The following is a 16,988-nucleotide window of genomic DNA, read 5'->3' as shown; positions in this document are numbered from 1 at the left end:
CCTCCTGCAGGGGTCGGCGAACGGTGCGTCCCCACTATCCAACCATCCGCCTCGCGCCGCGTGGAGTGACTGTTCATCAGATGAGGCGCAACGCGGCGCGGCGGAAGCGCAGCTGGTCGCGCTCCGGCTCGTGCGCACACCGTTCGATCGCCAGGTCGTATGCCGCCGCCGCTTCGGTATGCCGCCCGGCCCGCGACAGGAACTCGGCGCGCACGGCAGGCAGGCGGTGCGAGTGCGGCAGCGCCTCCTCCAGCCCGTCGAGCAGTCCGAGCGCGTTGTCGAGGTCGCCGGCCTCGGCGACCGCGACCGCCCGATTGAGGCGCACGACGGGGGAACCGGTGAGAGCCTCGAGTTGCCGGTAGTAGTCGGCGATGGCGAGCCAGTCGGTCTCCTCGGCGCCGGCGGCGCGCGCGTGCTCGGCGGCGATGAGCGCCTGCAGCAGGTACTCGGCCGCGAGCGCGCTCTGCAGCGCCACTCCGTCCTCAGGCGCTGGTCGAGTAGGGCGAGGAACGAGCGCCACTCCGCCCTCAGGCGCTGGTCGAGTAGGGCGAGGAACGAGCCCGTATCGAGACCCGCCGGTCAGCGCGCCCACCAGCGCCAGCCCCTCGTCGATCTCGTCCCGGTGCCACGTGCTGCGGTCCTGCGCGGGCAGCAGCACCAGGGCGCCTTCGGCGTCGACCCGCGCGTCGCGGCGCGCGTGCTGCAGCAGCATCAACGCCAGCAGCGCGGTGAGTGCGGCGTTCCCTTCCGCGACTCGGCCGGTCGCGCGGACCAGGCGCACCAACCGGATCGCCTCACCCGCCAGGTCGGCACGCACGACGTCGGCGCCGCTGCCCGGCGCATAACCCGCGGTGAACGCCAGATACGCCACGCGGGCAACGGTTTCCAGCCGCTGCGGCAGGACCTCGTCGTCCGGTATCGCGAGCGGCACACCCGCCGCCACCACCTTCTTGCGGGCCCGGGTCAGCCGGGCCGCCATCGTCGGCTCGGGCACCAGGAAGAGGCGCGCGATGTCGGCGGTCGAGATGCCCAGCACCAGTCGCAGGGTCAGCGCGGCGCCGGCCTCCTCGCTGAGGGATGGATGCGCAGCGAGAAGCACCAACCGCAACAGGTCGCCCTCCCCGTGCCGCTGCCCCTCCTCCACCGCCAGCAGCGGCTGCTTGCGCGCGGCCACCGCTTCGGCACGCAACCGGTCCAGAATGCGCCGCCGTGCGGCGGTGAGCAGCCAGGCGGGAGGGTTGTCCGGCACACCAGCCTCCGGCCAGGCGCGTGCCGCACGCTCGAACGCATCGGCCAGCGCATCCTCGGCCAGATCCAGCCGGCGCGTCTGCGCGACGAGCAGGGCCAGCAGGCGGCCCCACTCGTCGCGCCATACGGCTTCGATCGGCTGGATCAATCGGTGAGTCCTTCGATCCGGATGCACGGGCGGATCTCCAGGGAGTAGATCTCCGGCAACAGCGTGCACCACTTCACGACCTGGTCGAGGTCGGAGGCCTCGACCAGGTAGAAGCCGCTGATCTGCTCGGCCGTCTCCGCGAACGGGCCATCGGTGAGCTGCACCGTGCCGCTGCGGCGCCGCACCGTGGTCGCCGTACTCGCCCCGTCCAGCGCTTCACCGGCCAGGATCGCCGAGCCGACCTCGCGACCGAAGGCGACGTGGTCCTGGTGCCAGCGTTCCCGATCCGACGGGTCGGCGTCGTTCCACTCATCGGCGGTACCCGCGATGAGGATCAGGTACTTCGTCACGACGCGCGCTCCTGCGGCGTCACGGTGCGACGGATCTCGACGCCCTCACCGATCGCGGTGAGGATCTTGCAGCACTCCATCACGTCGCCCACGTCATCGGTCTCGACGAGGAAGAACCCGCCGACCTGCTCGGTCGATTCGGCGAACGGCCCCTCGGTCACCGCACCGGTGTTCGGCGCGATGCGCTTGGCCTCGCTCGTGGCGTGCAACTCGGCACCGCCGGTGATCTTGTGTCCCCGCTCGACCAGCTCCTGGGAGAAGCGCCCGTATTCGGCATACCCGTGCGCGCGTTCCTCCGGCGTCATCGTGGTCCACCAGCGGTCTGCGTCCCCGACGATCACGATCATGTATTCGCTCATGGTCACTGATCCTTCCGATCTGTGGTGTGTACATCCTCTGACAGCACGATGACGGGTGGGCTGGAGCCGAATCGACAACCTGCCCGAAATCTTTTCCACTCCGCCGCCCATGAGGTGTCCATACCGTCGTGTCCCGTCCGTCGTCAGTGCGTACGGTCCGGTCCAGGAAAGGGATCATCATGGGCAAACTCGTGCTCTACTCCATCTGCTCGCTCGACGGCGCGGTCGACGACCCCAACCGGCTCTTCCCGCCCGACACGACCGAGCCGGCGCCGCCGGAGTTCGACGACGCGATGCACAGCCGCTTCCAGGGACTCCTTCGGAGCCAGACCGCGGTGCTTCTCGGCCGGGGAATGTATGACGAATGGGCGCGCTTCTGGCCCACCTCCGACGATCAGCCGTTCGCGGACTTCATCAACACGGTCCCGAAGTACGTCGTGACGTCGAGCCGACTCGACGGTCGCTGGGCGAACGCGCAACCGATCTGCGGGCCCCTGGCCGAGATCGTCGCCACGGTGAAAGCAGGTACGACCGGTGACGTCGGGGTCCACGGAAGCATCACGCTCGCGCAGTCACTGCTCGCCGAAGGGCTGGTGGACGAGGTGCAGTTGACCGTCGCGCCGGTGTTCGACCCGGTCGGGCGCCGGCTGACCGAGCGGGTCACCACTCTCACCCCACTCGCCCTCACCGACGCCCTGGTCACCCCGAGCGGTGCGATGTGGCTGACGTACCGCCTCGGCACCACCGTTGACGGTCGAACCGGCGGTTGACCCCCCAATTGCGCCGTCAATGACCGTTTCGAGCGTCAACGGCGGGTTCGAGCGTCAGCGGTGAGCCGCGAAGCCGTGCACGTGCCGCAGCACCCACACGTGCATCGCGATGGCGGCCGCGGCGCCGGCGTTGATCGACCGGGTCGAGCCGAACTGCTCGATGTGCAGCACGTCGACGCAGACCTGCTGCATCTGCGGGGTGAGCCCCGGCCCCTCCTGCCCGAAGACCAACACGCAGCGTCTCGGCAGCTCATACGTCTCGATCGGCCGGCTGCCGGGCAGGTTGTCGATGCCGATCAGGGGCAGCCCCTCCTGCGCGGCCCACGCGGCCAGCGCCGCGACGTCCGGGTGGTGGTGCTCGTGCTGGTAGCGGTCGGTGACCATGGCACCGCGGCGGTTCCAGCGCCGCTTGCCGACGATGTGAAAAGCCTTGGCACCCATGGCATTCGCGGTGCGGATCACCGAGCCGATGTTGAAGTCGTGCCCCCAGTTCTCCACGGCGACGTGGAAGTCGTGCCGACGGGTGTCCAGGTCGGCGACGATCGCCTCGTGCGTCCAGTAGCGGTAACGGTCCTCGACGTTGCGCCGGTCGCCCTGGGCCAGCAGTTCGGGGTCGTACCGGGGGTCCGGCGTGCCATCGGGCAGCGCCGGCCACTGCCCGTCGTACGGTCCGACGCCGACGTCGCGGGACGTCGAGACGCTCGTACCTCGCTCCTCGGCCACCGCAAAGTCCCGCGCTTCGTCCACAGTCACTCAGTGTGACGGCGCGCCGGCGAGCTGTGCCGTCCGGGTCGCCAGGCGCTGGTATGCCGCCACCAGCTCCTCGTTGTCGAGCACCTCGAAATCGTGCGGCAGCCGCAGCAGCCACCAGGCCATCATGTCGAGGTTCTGCGAGCCGACCTGCAGGTCGCAGTGCCCGTCGTCGACGGCGGTGAGTGTGCCCCACCGGCCGACGTAGTCCTCCACCTCCGGCAGGCCGCACTGCAGACGCACGGTCGCCTCGTTGTCCCATCCGGAGCGCACCGAGCGTCGGATGTACTCCTCCGCGTCGGGCGCCTCCCGCGGTGTGAAACCGAAGGTGGAGGCACGCACCTCGGTCATCCGGTCGAGCCGGAAGGACCGCCAGTCGTCCCGGTCGAGGTCGAATGCCATGAGATACCAACGCCGTCCGGTCGCGATCAGTCGGTAGGGTTCAACCCGCCGGTATGACGCCGCACCGTCCCGCGCCGTGTAGTCGAAGCGGGCCTGATGGCGCTCACGGACGGCGCGCGCCAGCGCCAGCAGTGCGTCCGAGTCCACCGTCGCGGCCTGATAGTCGACCGTGACGGTGGCCTCCTGCACGGCCGCCACGTGCGCGCGGATGGCGGCCGGCATGACCTGGTCCAGCTTCGCCATGGTGCGCAGCGCAGCCTCCCCCACCCCGGCGACCGTCCCGCCTGCGGCCAGCCGCAGACAGACCGCCACCGCGACCGCCTCGTCCTGGTCGAGCAGCAACGGCGGCAGTGCCCGGCCGGCGCCGAGCTGATAGCCCCCACCGGTGCCGCGACTGGACTGCACCGGGTAACCGAGCTCGCGCAGCCGGTCGATGTCGCGCCGGACGGACCGGGTGGTCACGCCGAGGCGGTCGGCGAGTTCCTCCCCGGTCCAGACCGCCTGCGCCTGGAGCAGACCGAGGAGTTGGAGCAGGCGTGCCGTCGTGGTCATGGACCCATCATCGGTGATAAAGCGGACAGAAGCTGTCCGCAAGGTCCGGGATGCTTGTCGCACCAACCACCCGAAAGGACCGATGCGATGCCTGCTCACGCACCCCAGACCGACCACGAGGGCGAACTCCTTGCCGGGTACATCACCCAGCAGTTGCTCGGCCTGAAGTCCGCCGCTTACGGACTCACCGACGATGAGTTGCGTGCGACACCAACGGTTTCCAGCCTCAGCGTCGGGTCCCTCGTCAAGCACGGCACGCGGTGCGCGGCGTCCTGGCTGGACCGGGCCGCCGCCGCACCCGGCGTCTGGCCGCCTGCTGACGACGACACGCCGCAGGAGGAGCGGATCAAGCAGCACTACGGCGAGTTCCAGCTCACCGAGGCGGACACCGGCGACGTGCTGCGCTCGAACCTGGACGACCTGATCGAACGCGTGGCCCGGGAGGTCCCGTCCTACGACCTCGCCGAGCGGGTTCCGGTGCCGACCGACGCGCCGTGGTGGCCGAAGGACGTCGAGTCCTGGACGATCCGCTGGACACTGCTGCACGTGATCGAGGAGATCGGGCGGCACGCCGGCCACGCCGACATCATCCGCGAGTCCATCGACGGCGCCACGATGTACGAACTGCTGGGTGCCGTCGAGGGCTGGCCGGCCAGCGAGTGGTTCACCCCGTGGACGCGCAAGGTCGACAACGCGGCCGTATGACGTCTTGAGGCCCTGCCATCTCATACATGGCAGGGCCGCGGTCCCAGTGAACCGAGCGGACCCGAAGGGCGCGTGACGACACACCGAACACGGGGAAAATCGCCCGCGAACTTCGCGGCCCCAACGACCCCGCGGGCCCCGCTGGTCACGCACACAAGGCGACACGCCGATGCCGCGAAAAATCTTTGGCGATTCCCTTGCGCGGCGCCACGCGCACAGGGTAGAAATATCGAACCGCACCGCTTCGGCGGTCGGTTTCCGAATCACTTCGGTGGCTCGGAATTGTTCGGGTCACCTCGGTGACGCGGACGCCGAAGGCCCCGGAAACTCATACTTTCCGGGGCCTTCACCTTTGTCGGGCACTCAGTGGAGCAGCCGCGAGAGGAAGCGCTGCGTCCGCTCCTGCTGTGGCGCTCCGAGCACCTCCTCGGCGGGGCCTCGCTCGAGGATCACGCCGTCGGACAGGAAGCACACTTCGTCGGCGACGGAGCGGGCGAAACCCATCTCATGGGTGTTCAGCACCATCGTCATGCCCTCCTCCCGCAGACCCTGCAACAAGTCCAGCACCTCGCCCACGAGCTCGGGATCCAGGGCCGAGGTGACCTCGTCGAGCAGCAGCAGGCGGGGCGCATTGACCATCGCGCGCGCGATCGCGACCCGCTGTTGCTGACCGCCCGACAGGTCGTCGGGTCGGGCGTTCGCCTTGTCCGCCAATCCGACCCGCTGGAGGACGTCGTGCGCGCGCTCGAGTGCCTGCGCGCGTGGAACACCGTGCACCCGGACCGGCGCGAGCGTGATGTTCTGCAACACGCTCAGGTGCGGGAAGAGGTTGTAGGACTGGAAAACCATGCCCATCCTCGAACGCACCTCATCGCCGTCGACCCGCGGATCGGTGATGTCCTGCCCGTCGAGTTCGACGACCCCGTCGTCCACGACCTCCAGCAGATTGATGCAGCGAAGCAGCGTCGACTTGCCGGACCCGGACGCCCCGATCAGGACGACGCACGCCCCTTCCTGCACCTCGAGAGACACATCCGCCAGCACCAGGTGCGCGCCGAAAGACTTGCGAACCCCCTTCAGCGACAACAGACTCACAGCGGTCCACCCACTCCCTGGAAGCCGTGCCGTCGCGCGTACCAGTCGGTGAAACGGGCCATCGGGATCGTCAGGCAGATGAACAGCAGGCCAGGCAACGACATACGCGGTGAAGTTGAAATTGACCGCCTCGCGGATCTGTGCCTCCCGGAGCGCATCGACCACACCGATGACCGCGAGCAGCGCCGAGTCCTTCTCCAGCGAGATCAGGTCGTTCATCAGCGCCGGCATCACCCGGCGCACGGCCTGCGGCAGCACGACGAAACGCAGTGTGGCGCGGTACGACAACCCCAACGATCTGGCCGCCGCGCGCTGCGACGGGTGCACCGACTCGATGCCCGCGCGCAGCACCTCCGCGACGTAGGCCGAGTAGGACAGCGTCAACGCACAACCGCCCCAGAAGAGCGGGGAGTTCGGCAACCCGGTCAATTGGAGTGCGGGAACACCGAATCCGAGCAGGAAGACCACCAGCAGCAGCGGCAAACCGCGAAAGACGTCGACGTACACCACGGCGAACGCCCGCAGCGGGAAGAAGACCGGGCCGCGCAGTGTCCGCAGCACGGCAAGCAGCAACGACCAGACCGCGATCGCAAGACCGCACACCACCATGACCCGGACGTTCAGCCACAGACCGCGGAGCACCACCGGGAACGACTGCACCGCTTCGTGGGGGTCGAAGAACGTGCTGTGGAAGCGTTGCCAACCCGGACTGGTCACCAGCACCACGAGCACCACTGCGACGACCACGATCGTGCTGATCGCTCCGATCACGAAGGACCGCCGCCGTTGACGCGTCCGGTATGCCGCCCGCTCCCGCTCGACCTCCGACGGCCGCCACGGGTCACGCTTGCCGACCGTCTGCGTCACGACAGCTTCGGAGCTCCCTGGCCGGTGAGCCACTTGTTCGCCAGCTTGGTCAGCGTGCCGTTGCTGCGCAGGGTGTTCACGGCCTTGGTGACGCAGGGCGTGAGCGGTGACCCCTTGGTGAGCACCGCGCCGAACTGCTCCGGCTTGCCGGTCGTGGGCAACTGGCCGATGATGACGCCGGACTTCAGCTGGGCCGAGGTCATGTAGAACGCCGTCGGCAGGTCGACGACGATCCCGTCGATCTGGTGGTTCTTCAGGGCCTGCACCGCCTGGTCGTTGGTGTCGTAGACCGCCGGCTGGCTCGCCGGCTTGATCTGGTCGACGATCGCGTTGTACGACGTGGTGCCGACCTGGGCGCCGAGCTTGGCGTTCCGCAACGCCGCCACCGTCTTCGCGCCGGCGATCTTGCTGCCCTTCACCGAGATCACGGCCTGGGTGACATCGAAGTAGCCGCTGGAGAAGTCGACCGCCTTCTTCCTGGCCGCGGTGATCGAGACCTCGTCCAGGTCGAGGTCGAACGAATGGGTCGAGCCTGCGACGACCGAGTCGAAGGGCGGGGCTTCACCGGCCAGGTCGCTGCAATCCGCCGCAAAGCGTCCCCTCAGCGTCGCTCACGTACGCTTGCGCGCGTGATGCACACCCTCGGCCCGAGCTTCATGGACCCGACGTACCTGCTGGACCAGTTCGGTGGTGCGTTCTTCGGCATCGCGCTGCTGATCGTGTTCATCGAGTGCGGGGTCCTCTTCCCGATCCTCCCGGGTGACTCGCTGCTCTTCGCGATCGGGCTGTTCAGCTCCAGCTCCAAGTACAACTTCCACGTGCCGCTCTACGTGTCGGTGCCGCTGCTGATGGTCGTGGCGTTCGCCGGCAACGTCGTCGGTTACGAGATCGGCCGCGCCGTCGGGACGCCCATCTACGAGCGGGACGGCAAGATCCTCAAGAAGGAGTACTTCGACAAGACGACCGCGTTCTTCGACAAGTACGGCAACAAGGCGCTGGTCATCGGCCGGTTCGTCCCGATCGTGCGCACCTTCATCACCCTGGTCGCCGGCGCGAGCCGGATGGACCGCAAGCGGTTCTTCACCTGGAGCGCCGTCGGCGCCGTGCTCTGGGTCGCCATCGTCGTCGCCGCCGGGGTGTTCCTCGGCAAGGCCTTCCCCGGCCTCGGGGACAAGATCGACGTGGCGATCATGGTCGTCGTCATACTCTCGGTGATCCCGATGGCCTACGAATACCTGAAGCATCGGCGGCAGGCACGTGCCGCAGGGGCGACGAGCGGGGAGTAGTCCGCAGCACCCGCACCGCGGCCAGCAGGACCACCGCCACCGACAGGGCACCCGCCACGAGATAGGTGTTGCGCACCCCCAGCGTCGTGCCGACCGCCCCGAAGACCACCAGCGACGTCACGTTGGTCGCCTGCATCAGCCCGTTGACCGTCGAGGAGACCCGGCCACGCAGCGCGTCCGGGGTCCGCGTCGTGAAGAGCGTGCCGAACGCGGCGTTCATCACCCCGAGCGCGACGCCGATCTCCAGGCACAGCAGCAGGATCAGCCAGTATGACGGGGCCAGACCGAAAGCCAGCACACCCAGCGCGATCGCCAGGAATCCGACGACGGTCGCGCGCACCCGCGTCCGGTCAGAACCGATCCCTCCCGTCACCACGGACCCGGCGACCGCCCCCACCGTGAAGGCCACCTCGGTCACGCCGTACCAGCCGGACGACATGCCGAGGTCGTCCCGGATGAGGAACACGTCGAGCACGTTCGTGCCACCGGCCACCAGCACCATCGCCAGCGCCGCCACCAGCAACGGCCAGACCAGCCGGTCGGCTCGTAGGGTGCTCAGACCGGTCGCCGCCGAAGGCACTCCACCGTCCCGCAGGGCTGTGTCGGCGGTCCCGCCCCGCCGCGTTCGGACCGCGAACGCGCTCCCGAGCAGCAACGCGAAGGTCGCGGCGTCGATGAGGATGACCGGGCGCGCGCTCGCGCCGGCGTAGAGGACGCTGCCGACCGCGGCGCCGATGGGCAGCAGCGCCATGTTGAGCCCCTGTTGCAGCGCCACGATCTTGCCGAGCGCTTCGTCACCGACGACCCGCGGCACCAGGGCGCTCCAGGTCGGACCGCTGAAGGCCTGGCCGGTCTGCACCAGGAGCGTCAGTGCGTAGGTCGCCGCCAGGTCGTCGACGCCGGCGAGGACGAGGCAGCCCAGGACCTGGCCGGTCAGCGCGAGGGTCAGGATGCGGCGGGAATCATGGCGGTCGGCCACCCGGCCGGCGACGCCGATGAGCAGGATCAGCGGCAACCCCTCGCAGACGAGCAGCCCCGTCACGCCCCACGGCCCCACCCCGGAGTCGTAGACGCGCAGCAGCAGGACCACGGACAGCAGCCCGTCGCCGAAGACGGACAGCGCCCGGGCCGGCACGATCCACCGCACATCGCGGTGCCGCCATGGCGAACTCTGAAACTGTTCCTTCATAACTATGAAACTACTACTTCAGAATTCGGAAAGCCAGAGGCACGGGAAAGCGGTCCGACCTTCCCCCTGAAAGGTCGGACCGCTGGTCCCGTGCCGCGCTCGGCGGATCAGTGCTGGCCGAGTGCCTCCATCGGCCGGCGCTCACCCCGCACCTCGCCGCGCATCCGGGCGAAGGCCTGGGCGTAGCGGGAGCCGGCGAAGAGCAACACCAGGCCGACGACGATGAAGGTGGCCGCGCGGGTCGCGCCGCCCATCTCCTGCAGGTCGAAGAGGAACAGCTTGGCGATCGCACATCCGGCGAGCGTCAGGCCGCCGGCGAGGTAGGCCGCCGCGTATCGCGGGAAGCGCAGGCCGAGTGCCATGAGGGACATCGCCACCGACACCCACACGACGGTCACCCCGAGGTGTGCGCTGTGGAAGCCCTGCGTGGCGCCGACCGAGGAGCCGAAGGAGATGATGGCGGCGGTCGCGCCGTACAGGCCGACCACACCGGCGCCGGTGGCGGCCATGGTGAGCGGCACCTTGAGCTCGGACCGCACCAGGGCCGGTGCCAGCACCACGGCCCAGGCGGCCAGCAACAGGCCACCGACCATGGTCGCGAAGGAGAGGTTCGCGTCGGCAAGTCCGCTGGAGGCGAGCGATGCCGGGTCGGCGAAACCGATGTATGCCGCGCCACCGACGACGCCCAGGAACACACCGGCCACGGTGGCGAGCAGGGACCGGGTGGAGACGGCCGCGGCCGTCACGACCAGGCCGGGCACCAGCAACAGCACCGGCAGCCACGAGCCATGGGTGAAGGTGAAGCAGGCCTGCATGCCGACGCAGATGGCGACGGCGCCGACCGCACCACGCCGCCACACGCCCAGCGACCGCAGCACCACGGCGATCGCGGCCAGCGCGACCGCGAGCGCGCCGCCGGTGATCAACGCTGCCGGGCGGTCCAGGTAGGTCAGCTGCACGAAGACCGGCAGCGCACCGACCACGAACGCGGCGCTGTGCAGCTCGTCGTCCTGGCCGGTCGACAGCACCAGGGTCACGACCGCGAGGGCGACCACGGTGAGCACAGCGGGCAGCGAGGCGATCGACTGGACCTCGGCCGCGTAGGCGACGGCCACGAAGACCGCCGGAACGGTCCGCACCAGGCCGAGGAAGTGCCAGTTCCGCAGCCGCTCCGGGACGAGGCCGGCCGCTTGCAGGATGACCATGAACCACACGAGCGAGACCGTCACACCCTCGGTCAGCACCGGCGCGAGAGCCGCCACGGCGACGGTGACGCAGATGGCGAGCAGCTCGCTGCGCCACCGGACCGCCAGTGCGCCGGCGGCGGCCGCGACCGCCCCGGCCAGCGCCAGGCCGCCCAACGCCGGGATCCACTCGTAGAACGACGTGATCGCGACCGTCACGATGAACAGGCCTGCGATACCCGTGCCGGCCAGTGCGACTCCCCCGATGGTGCCGCCCGGCCGACTGTGGATGCGCATCCCGCCCGCGACCAGCAGGACGGAGAGCAGTGCGCCGCCGGCGACCCGCAGCTGCGGGCTGAGCAGCCCGGCCTGCGCGGCGATCACCAGCAGCATGACCACGCCGATGAGGGTGATGGCGCCGCCGGTCAGCACGAGCAGCTTGCTGACGACGCCTTCGCGCTGCCACCACGGTGCCTTGCGGGGCATCATTGGGTACGGCGCTGCGGGTCCGGGCGTTCCAGCCTGCGGGAAGGCCGGACCGGCATACGGATTGGCCGGGGTCGGGCCCGGCACGGGACCTGAGTGGTGCGGTGTCGTGTTCATGCCCCAAGCCTGCGAGAACCGGGGCTTGCGGGCCTGAGTACGACTACTCAGGACACCTAGGGATTGTCGGCAGCGGCCGACCGTGCAGCGTCACGCACTTCGGCTGCGCAGTGGCCCCCGGCCTCAGTCCAGTTCGTGCTCGATCGCGTAGCGCGTCAACTCGATCCGGTTGGACAGCTGCAGCTTGCGCAGGGTCGCCTGGACGTGGTTCTCCACGGTGCGGTGGCTCACGTCGAGACGCCGGCCTATCTGCTTGGCGCTGAGGCCTTTTGCGACCAGACGCAGCACCTCGAGCTCACGCGGGGTGAGTGTGGGCGCCGGCTCTTCCCCGGCCGGGGTCGGTTCGCTCGCCATCCGCCGGTACTCACCGAGCACCAGTCCGGCGAGCCCGGGGGTGAAGACCGCCTGGCCCGCGGCCGTGGCATTGACCGCCTCGATCAGCTCGGCCGCCGAGGCGCTCTTGACCAGGTAACCGCAGGCGCCGGCCTTGACCGCCTGCAGGACGTCGTCGCGCTCCGAGGAGGCCGACAACACCAGCACGTTGGCACCCGGTGCGGCTTCCAGCACCCGCGCGGTCGCGTCGGCGCCGTTGCCGTCGGGCAGCTGCATGTCCATCAGCACGACCTGTGGTGTCGTCGCCTTCGCGCGGGTGGCCGCGGCAGCCACACTGTCGGCGGTCGCGACGACGACGAAGCCGGCGGCGGTGAGATCGCGGCTCACGCCGTCGCGCCACATCGGATGGTCGTCGACGACCATGACGGTGGTCCCCTCTGAATCACTCACGACCCTCATCCTGCCCGTCGATCCGCGGCACGTGCAGTTCCCACTCCGTGCCGAGGTCCGGTCCGGTCTCCAGCAGCGCCTCGCCGCCCAGGTCGGCCATCCGGCCGCGGATCGACTTGCTGACGCCCATCCGGCCCTGTGACTCCGCCTCCGCCAGGCGCCCGTCGGGTATGCCGACACCGTCGTCCCGCACCGTCAGCACCACCTCGTCGCCGAGGTCCTCGAGCAGCAGGAACGTCCTGGCACCGTCGCCGGCGTGCTGCTCGACGTTGTCCAGGATCGTACGCACGACGGCCACCAGTTCGGTGACCACGGGGCTCGGCAGTTGGACGGCGTCGGCCGGCGCCGAGAAGTTGGCGTCGGTGGGCAGCGCCGCCTGCAGCTGGCTGCGCAGGTCGGTCGACTCGTCGATGCCCGGCACCGGCGCCTGCTCGCTGATCAGGGTGCGCAGCGCCTGCTCCTGCTGGCCGGCGAGCCGGCCCAGCTCGGCCGCCTCCCCGCCCAGATCGGCGCCGCGGCGACGCATCAGGGCGAGCACCTGCAATGTCCCGTCGTGCACCTCCCGCGACAGTCGTTCGCGCTCCTTGGTCGCCGCCTGCATGCGCACGGCCGCGGACAGTTCCTGCTGGGCACGCGACACGATGCGCGCACCGATGCCGAGCGTGACGCCGACGGTGAGCAGGATCGGGGTGGTGGCGTCGGTGACGATGTTGTGGAACTGCTGCTCGATGCCGAGGCTGAGCAGCGAGAAGCCGACCCCGGTGACGCCGCCGGCGATCGGGCCCCACAGCAGCGCGACCGACACGACGGCGTTGGTGATCCAGAACGTCGACGGCAGGCTCTGGTGGTGGTGGAAGTATTCGGGTCGGACGACCCAGACGGTGGAGATCGTCAGCAGCGCGGTGATGACGAGCTCCAGCACCACGATGGGTGCCCGGGGCGCGAGTTCGAAGGCGTAGATCAGGCCGCTGACGCCGGACCAGATCACCAGCAGCGCGATGAGCATCCAGCTGATCAACGGGTGGCTGTACGCCCGGATCCCCGAGTGGTTGAAGGTGTCGGCGTTCACCGACACGATCTGGGCGCCGATCGCGTAGGCGACCGACGCGAACCGGAAGACCTGGGCGCCACGCCAGAAGGGCAGCGTGGCGTCCGAATCGATCTGCACCACCACGCGTTCCACGCTCCGACCGTAGAGCACCCGGGGCGGGAAGTGCGGCACGATGGACCCATGACCGATCGGCGAACGCTGACGCTGACCGACCCGCGTGCCATCCGCGTGCTCGCGCACGAGGTCCGGCAACAGTTGCTGGACGAGCTGAGCGGCGGCACCGTGCTGACCGCGACCGAGGCGGCCAAGCGGTGCGGCATCACACCGTCCGCGATGAGCTACCACCTGCGGGCGATGGAGCGCTGGGGGCTGGTCGAGCGGGTCGACAGCGCTGACGGCCGCGAGCACCCGTGGAAGCTGGTCGCCGACTCGATCAAGATCGACGATGCGGCGAGCGCGGGCATCACCGCCAGCGTGGCGAACTCGCTGCTCGGCACCTTCGTGCGCCGCCTCAGCCGGACCGTCGAGGAGATGATCGAGCGGAACGACCCCGACGAGCACGCGACCATCGTCCAGTTGGGCGGGGTCTACCTGACCGACGACGAGGTGCAGGAGCTGGACCGGATCGTCGACGAAGCCGTCCATCGCTGGGAGGACCGGCACGACCCGGCCAACGCGCCCGAGGGCGCGCGCAGGCGCGACATCTACTGGCTGAACCTGCCGCGCGCGTAAGCGGCCAGGTAACGCGCACGGACCAGTTCGGCCAGCTGCGGGTGTCTGCCGATCGGTTCGCTGACGACCGCGTCGTGGCTGCGCAGCTTGTCGTGGAAGAAGCCGCGCCCGAGCAGGTATGACGCCACGGCCACCCGGCGGCCGTCGGTGCCGGCCGCGGCGAGCGCCTCCTCGACCGACGGGCGGGCTGCGGAGATGTACGCGGCGGTGACGTGTCCGGGTCGTGCCGCGTCGAGCAGTTCGGTCTGGCGGCGTACCGCGGTCACACCGGTCTCCCTCGACGACCCGGCCGCCGCGAGCAGCACCGGCTCCTCGGGTGCGACACCCGCCTCCGCCAGGCGGTCGAGGAGGATCCCGGTCAGGATCGGATCGGGTCCCAGCGGCGGGGCTGCGGTCACCAGCTCCGACCGCGCGACGGTGCGCGCGATGTCCACCTCGACGTGATAGCCGGTGGACAGCAGGTCCGGCACGATCACTGTCGGAATCCGTTGCTGCACGAGCTGTTCCACGACATCGTGCAGCCGGGGCTGCTGCACGTCGACATACGCGTCGAGCACCCGCACACCGGGCAGGAGTTCGGCGACCCGGTCGCGCAGCCAGGTGACGGTCGCCTGACCCTCGGGGTTGTCGGTGCCGTGTGCCACGACGACGAGTGCGCGTCCGTCGCCCGTTGCGTCAGAGGGTGAGTCGGTAACCACGCTTGACGACCGTAGTCACCAGCGGCCGGCCACGCGTCGCCTCCCTGAGCCGTGAGATGGCGACCTCGGCCGCGTGCGCGTCGCTGGAGTCGCCGGGCAGCGCGTCCAGGATGTCGCCGCGGGACACCACCGAGCCGTTCGCCTCGGCGAGCACCCGCAGCACCGCGAGCCCGGACGGCGACAGCGTCAACACCTCGCCGTCGAGCAGTGCCGCGCCGCTGAGGACCCGCAGTTCACCCGCGGCGGTCTGCACCCGCAGCCCGTGCCGCCCGGCCAGCTCCCCGACGAGAGTGCGCACCAGGGCACCCATCCGGAACCGATCGGGCACCAGTGGTTCGATGCCTTCGGCACGCAGTGGAGCGGCCGTGGTGTCGCCGACGGCAGCGGCGAAAACCCCTGCGGGGTCCGTGAATGCGAGGACCACCTCGGTCAGCAGACCCTCGCTCCGTGCGGCGTCCAGGAATGCCGCGGCGCCCGGCGCGGCGGTGAAGGCGACGGCATCGCACTCACGCCGTGCGACGGCCTGCACCGCCGCACGGACCGCCTCCGGGTCCGGCGCCGGCCCCCATCGGTAGATGACGACCGAGCTGACCTCGGCGCCCGCCTCCTGGAACGCCTCGTCGAGCCCGTCCGAGCCGGCACCGTGGTGCTGCACCGCTATCCGGCGACCGGCGACACCCTCGGTGAGCAGGAAGTCCCGGATCTCGGCGCTCGTCTCGGAGTCGGCGACCCAGTCGGCGCTCAACCCCGCGGCCTGGATGGCGCCGCGCGCCTTGGGGCCGCGGGCGATCAACCGGCTCGCGCGCAGCATGTCCAGCAGCGGCTCGGCCAGTCCGGCGGCGTCCGCGGCCTCGACCCAGCCGGTGAACCCGACACCCGTGGAGATGACCGCGATGTCCGGTGGATTGTCGATGAGCTCCTTGGTCCGGGCCAGCAGTTCGGCGTCGTCGACGTGCGGCACGACCGACAGCGTCGGGGCGTGTTCGACGGTCGCGCCGCGGCGTTCGAGCGCGGCCGCCAGCTCGGCGGACCGGCGCTGCCCGGTGAGGATCACCCGGCAGCCGAGCAGTTGCCCGCCGGACGGGTTCATGTGCTGTCCGGTCGTTCGGCCAACACCGCGGCCACGTCGCCGATCACGATGACGGCCGGGTTGCCCAGGCCCTCGAGGTCGACCCGGTCGGCGATGCGCTCCAGCGAGTCCGACACCTGGCGCTGCCGGTCGGTCCAGGCGTGCTGCACCACGGACACCGGGGTGTCCGGGGACTTTCCGGCACGGATCAGGTTGGCGGTCAGCTCCCGCAGCCGGCGCATGCCCATCAGCACCACGATCGTGTGCTTCCAGGCGACGAGCGCCGGCACGTCGAGCTCGTCGTGCCCGGAGATGACGATGACGCCGTGCGCCACCCCGCGGTGGGTGACCGGCACCCGCCCGGCCGCGGGTGCGGCGAACGCCGACGTCACGCCCGGGACCAGGTCCACGGGCACGCCCGCGGCGCGGCAGGCGAGGATCTCCTCCCCGCCGCGGCCCAGCAGGAAGGGATCACCGCCCTTGAGGCGCACGACATACTGCCCGCGCCGGGCCCGGTCGACGAGCAGTTCGTTGATCTGTTCCTGCGGCACCGGGTGGTGGTGCGGCGTCTTGCCGACGTCCACGACCTCGACGTCGGGCCGCAGGCGACGCAGCAGGCCGAGCGGCGCCAGCCGGTCGACGACCACGATGTCCGCCCGGGACAGCTCACGCAGCCCGCGCACGGTGATCAGGTCCTCCGCGCCGGGGCCGCCGCCGACCAGCACCACCCGGCCCGCCCCGTCCAGACGCGCCGTCGAGCCATCGGCGGGGACGATCACGTCGCCGTCGACCTCGGCCGTCACTCCCTCGACCCAGATCCGGCGCTCCTGCGCCCAGGCCGCCAGCGTGGCCCGGTCCGCGGCGCGCGGGTCGGCCGCGACGAGCCACCAGGCGTCGTCCAGGTCGGTCGCCCGCACCGCCCGGGGCAGCAGCTCGAACGCGGTGCGGTCGGCGTCATACAACCGTTGCAGCTCGAGCCCGACGGCCGGTGCGACGACACGCACCGACGCACCGTCGCCGAGCAGTTCCGCGACCCGTTCGGCTGCGCGGGCGTCGCCACCCACCACCACGACCCGTCGTCCGGCCAGCGACAGTGCGACGGTTTTACTCATGACCGGCCCCTCGTGCCTCGGGTCCCGTCATTCGT

General features: G+C 70.2%; 18 protein-coding genes and 1 pseudogene. 4 read left to right on the top strand and 15 right to left on the bottom strand.

Going from position 1 to position 16,988, the window contains the following annotated elements:
- Positions 1 to 76: 76 nt before the first annotated feature.
- From FHU39_RS20540 to FHU39_RS20530, 3 genes are read right to left on the bottom strand one after another with little or no spacing between them, the layout of a single operon-like run.
- The gene (locus tag FHU39_RS20540) at positions 77 to 1,396 is read right to left on the bottom strand and encodes an RNA polymerase sigma factor (RefSeq protein WP_221185751.1); all 1,320 of its coding nucleotides are present in this window, start codon (positions 1,394 to 1,396) and stop codon (positions 77 to 79) included.
- Positions 1,393 to 1,746 (bottom strand): YciI family protein, encoded by a 354-nt coding sequence (locus FHU39_RS20535; RefSeq protein WP_183322586.1) that lies wholly within the window; start codon positions 1,744 to 1,746, stop codon positions 1,393 to 1,395. Before FHU39_RS20535 ends, FHU39_RS20540 begins: the two co-directional genes overlap by 4 nt.
- On the bottom strand, positions 1,743 to 2,105 hold the full coding sequence (locus tag FHU39_RS20530; protein WP_183322585.1) for a YciI family protein: 363 nt from the start codon (positions 2,103 to 2,105) through the stop codon (positions 1,743 to 1,745). The genes FHU39_RS20535 and FHU39_RS20530 overlap by 4 nt, the downstream gene beginning before the upstream one ends.
- Positions 2,106 to 2,284: 179 nt before the next feature.
- On the opposite strand from FHU39_RS20530, the gene FHU39_RS20525 reads away from it, so the two are divergent.
- Positions 2,285 to 2,875, top strand: a complete 591-nt coding sequence (locus FHU39_RS20525) for a dihydrofolate reductase family protein (protein WP_183322584.1) — start codon at positions 2,285 to 2,287, stop codon at positions 2,873 to 2,875.
- A 54-nt stretch (positions 2,876 to 2,929) separates the two neighbouring features.
- Here FHU39_RS20525 and FHU39_RS20520 read toward each other — a convergent pair whose 3' ends face one another.
- Together FHU39_RS20520 and FHU39_RS20515 are read right to left on the bottom strand one after the other, a co-directional pair.
- Entirely contained in the window at positions 2,930 to 3,598 is a 669-nt protein-coding gene (locus FHU39_RS20520) for a TrmH family RNA methyltransferase (RefSeq protein ID WP_183322667.1), read from the bottom strand.
- Between the two features lie 30 nt (positions 3,599 to 3,628).
- The gene (locus tag FHU39_RS20515; RefSeq protein WP_183322583.1) at positions 3,629 to 4,579 is read right to left on the bottom strand and encodes a helix-turn-helix transcriptional regulator; all 951 of its coding nucleotides are present in this window, start codon (positions 4,577 to 4,579) and stop codon (positions 3,629 to 3,631) included.
- 87 nt (positions 4,580 to 4,666) lie between these two features.
- On the opposite strand from FHU39_RS20515, the gene FHU39_RS20510 reads away from it, so the two are divergent.
- Positions 4,667 to 5,284 carry a mycothiol transferase gene (locus tag FHU39_RS20510; protein ID WP_183322582.1) on the top strand — a complete coding sequence of 206 codons (618 nt, stop codon included), beginning with the start codon at positions 4,667 to 4,669 and terminating at the stop codon, positions 5,282 to 5,284.
- A 363-nt stretch (positions 5,285 to 5,647) separates the two neighbouring features.
- Here FHU39_RS20510 and FHU39_RS20505 read toward each other — a convergent pair whose 3' ends face one another.
- The 3 genes and pseudogenes from FHU39_RS20505 to FHU39_RS20495 form a co-directional block, all read right to left on the bottom strand.
- On the bottom strand, positions 5,648 to 6,379 hold the full coding sequence (locus tag FHU39_RS20505) for an amino acid ABC transporter ATP-binding protein (protein WP_343066046.1): 732 nt from the start codon (positions 6,377 to 6,379) through the stop codon (positions 5,648 to 5,650).
- Between the two features lie 156 nt (positions 6,380 to 6,535).
- A pseudogene (locus FHU39_RS25125) lies at positions 6,536 to 6,988 on the bottom strand (ABC transporter permease subunit); the annotation flags it as partial.
- A 254-nt stretch (positions 6,989 to 7,242) separates the two neighbouring features.
- Positions 7,243 to 7,737: a transporter substrate-binding domain-containing protein gene (locus FHU39_RS20495; protein WP_425484799.1), complete on the bottom strand. Its 495-nt coding sequence runs from the start codon at positions 7,735 to 7,737 to the stop codon at positions 7,243 to 7,245.
- Positions 7,738 to 7,878: 141 nt separating this feature from the next.
- On the opposite strand from FHU39_RS20495, the gene FHU39_RS20490 reads away from it, so the two are divergent.
- A complete protein-coding gene (locus FHU39_RS20490; RefSeq protein ID WP_183322664.1) occupies positions 7,879 to 8,532 on the top strand; it encodes a DedA family protein in 654 nt (217 codons plus the stop codon).
- Here the strand turns inward: FHU39_RS20490 and FHU39_RS20485 are convergent.
- The 4 genes from FHU39_RS20485 to macS all read right to left on the bottom strand — a co-directional run bounded on the left by FHU39_RS20485 (position 8,447) and on the right by macS (position 13,474).
- The gene (locus tag FHU39_RS20485) at positions 8,447 to 9,721 is read right to left on the bottom strand and encodes an MFS transporter (RefSeq protein WP_183322581.1); all 1,275 of its coding nucleotides are present in this window, start codon (positions 9,719 to 9,721) and stop codon (positions 8,447 to 8,449) included. The genes FHU39_RS20490 and FHU39_RS20485 overlap by 86 nt on opposite strands.
- Before the next feature lie 107 nt (positions 9,722 to 9,828).
- Positions 9,829 to 11,508, bottom strand: coding sequence for a DUF2339 domain-containing protein (locus FHU39_RS20480; RefSeq protein WP_183322580.1), 1,680 nt, complete (start codon positions 11,506 to 11,508; stop codon positions 9,829 to 9,831).
- Positions 11,509 to 11,631: 123 nt separating this feature from the next.
- Positions 11,632 to 12,300, bottom strand: a complete 669-nt coding sequence (locus FHU39_RS20475; protein WP_183322579.1) for a response regulator — start codon at positions 12,298 to 12,300, stop codon at positions 11,632 to 11,634.
- Complete coding sequence (gene macS / locus FHU39_RS20470) at positions 12,284 to 13,474, bottom strand: MacS family sensor histidine kinase (RefSeq protein ID WP_221185750.1); 1,191 nt, start codon at positions 13,472 to 13,474, stop codon at positions 12,284 to 12,286. The genes FHU39_RS20475 and macS overlap by 17 nt, the downstream gene beginning before the upstream one ends.
- 48 nt (positions 13,475 to 13,522) lie before the next feature.
- Here macS and FHU39_RS20465 point away from each other — a divergent pair, with 48 nt between their 5' ends.
- Positions 13,523 to 14,074, top strand: a complete 552-nt coding sequence (locus FHU39_RS20465; protein ID WP_183322577.1) for a winged helix-turn-helix domain-containing protein — start codon at positions 13,523 to 13,525, stop codon at positions 14,072 to 14,074.
- Here the strand turns inward: FHU39_RS20465 and FHU39_RS25120 are convergent.
- From FHU39_RS25120 to cobA, 3 genes are read right to left on the bottom strand one after another with little or no spacing between them, the layout of a single operon-like run.
- A complete protein-coding gene (locus FHU39_RS25120; protein WP_183322575.1) occupies positions 14,047 to 14,772 on the bottom strand; it encodes a CbiX/SirB N-terminal domain-containing protein in 726 nt (241 codons plus the stop codon). The genes FHU39_RS20465 and FHU39_RS25120 overlap by 28 nt on opposite strands.
- Complete coding sequence (locus tag FHU39_RS20455) at positions 14,750 to 15,862, bottom strand: uroporphyrinogen-III synthase (RefSeq protein ID WP_183322574.1); 1,113 nt, start codon at positions 15,860 to 15,862, stop codon at positions 14,750 to 14,752. The genes FHU39_RS25120 and FHU39_RS20455 overlap by 23 nt, the downstream gene beginning before the upstream one ends.
- Positions 15,859 to 16,953, bottom strand: coding sequence for a uroporphyrinogen-III C-methyltransferase (gene cobA / locus FHU39_RS20450; RefSeq protein WP_183322573.1), 1,095 nt, complete (start codon positions 16,951 to 16,953; stop codon positions 15,859 to 15,861). The genes FHU39_RS20455 and cobA overlap by 4 nt, the downstream gene beginning before the upstream one ends.
- Positions 16,954 to 16,988: the final 35 nt, after the last annotated feature.

Source organism: Flexivirga oryzae, assembly GCF_014190805.1.
Classification (GTDB): Bacteria; Actinomycetota; Actinomycetes; order Actinomycetales; family Dermatophilaceae; genus Flexivirga; species Flexivirga oryzae.
This window is presented reverse-complemented; position numbering and strand designations above follow the sequence as displayed.

Coding starts and splice junctions, on each gene's coding strand:
- FHU39_RS20530 (WP_183322585.1), bottom strand. CDS start 2,105: ATGAGCGAATACATGATCGTGATCGTCGGGGACGCAGACCGCTGGTGG.
- FHU39_RS20525 (WP_183322584.1), top strand. CDS start 2,285: ATGGGCAAACTCGTGCTCTACTCCATCTGCTCGCTCGACGGCGCGGTC.
- FHU39_RS20515 (WP_183322583.1), bottom strand. CDS start 4,579: ATGACCACGACGGCACGCCTGCTCCAACTCCTCGGTCTGCTCCAGGCG.
- FHU39_RS20510 (WP_183322582.1), top strand. CDS start 4,667: ATGCCTGCTCACGCACCCCAGACCGACCACGAGGGCGAACTCCTTGCC.
- FHU39_RS20490 (WP_183322664.1), top strand. CDS start 7,879: ATGCACACCCTCGGCCCGAGCTTCATGGACCCGACGTACCTGCTGGAC.
- FHU39_RS20485 (WP_183322581.1), bottom strand. CDS start 9,721: ATGAAGGAACAGTTTCAGAGTTCGCCATGGCGGCACCGCGATGTGCGG.
- FHU39_RS20480 (WP_183322580.1), bottom strand. CDS start 11,508: ATGAACACGACACCGCACCACTCAGGTCCCGTGCCGGGCCCGACCCCG.
- FHU39_RS20475 (WP_183322579.1), bottom strand. CDS start 12,300: ATGAGGGTCGTGAGTGATTCAGAGGGGACCACCGTCATGGTCGTCGAC.
- FHU39_RS20465 (WP_183322577.1), top strand. CDS start 13,523: ATGACCGATCGGCGAACGCTGACGCTGACCGACCCGCGTGCCATCCGC.
- FHU39_RS20455 (WP_183322574.1), bottom strand. CDS start 15,862: ATGAACCCGTCCGGCGGGCAACTGCTCGGCTGCCGGGTGATCCTCACC.
- cobA (WP_183322573.1), bottom strand. CDS start 16,953: ATGAGTAAAACCGTCGCACTGTCGCTGGCCGGACGACGGGTCGTGGTG.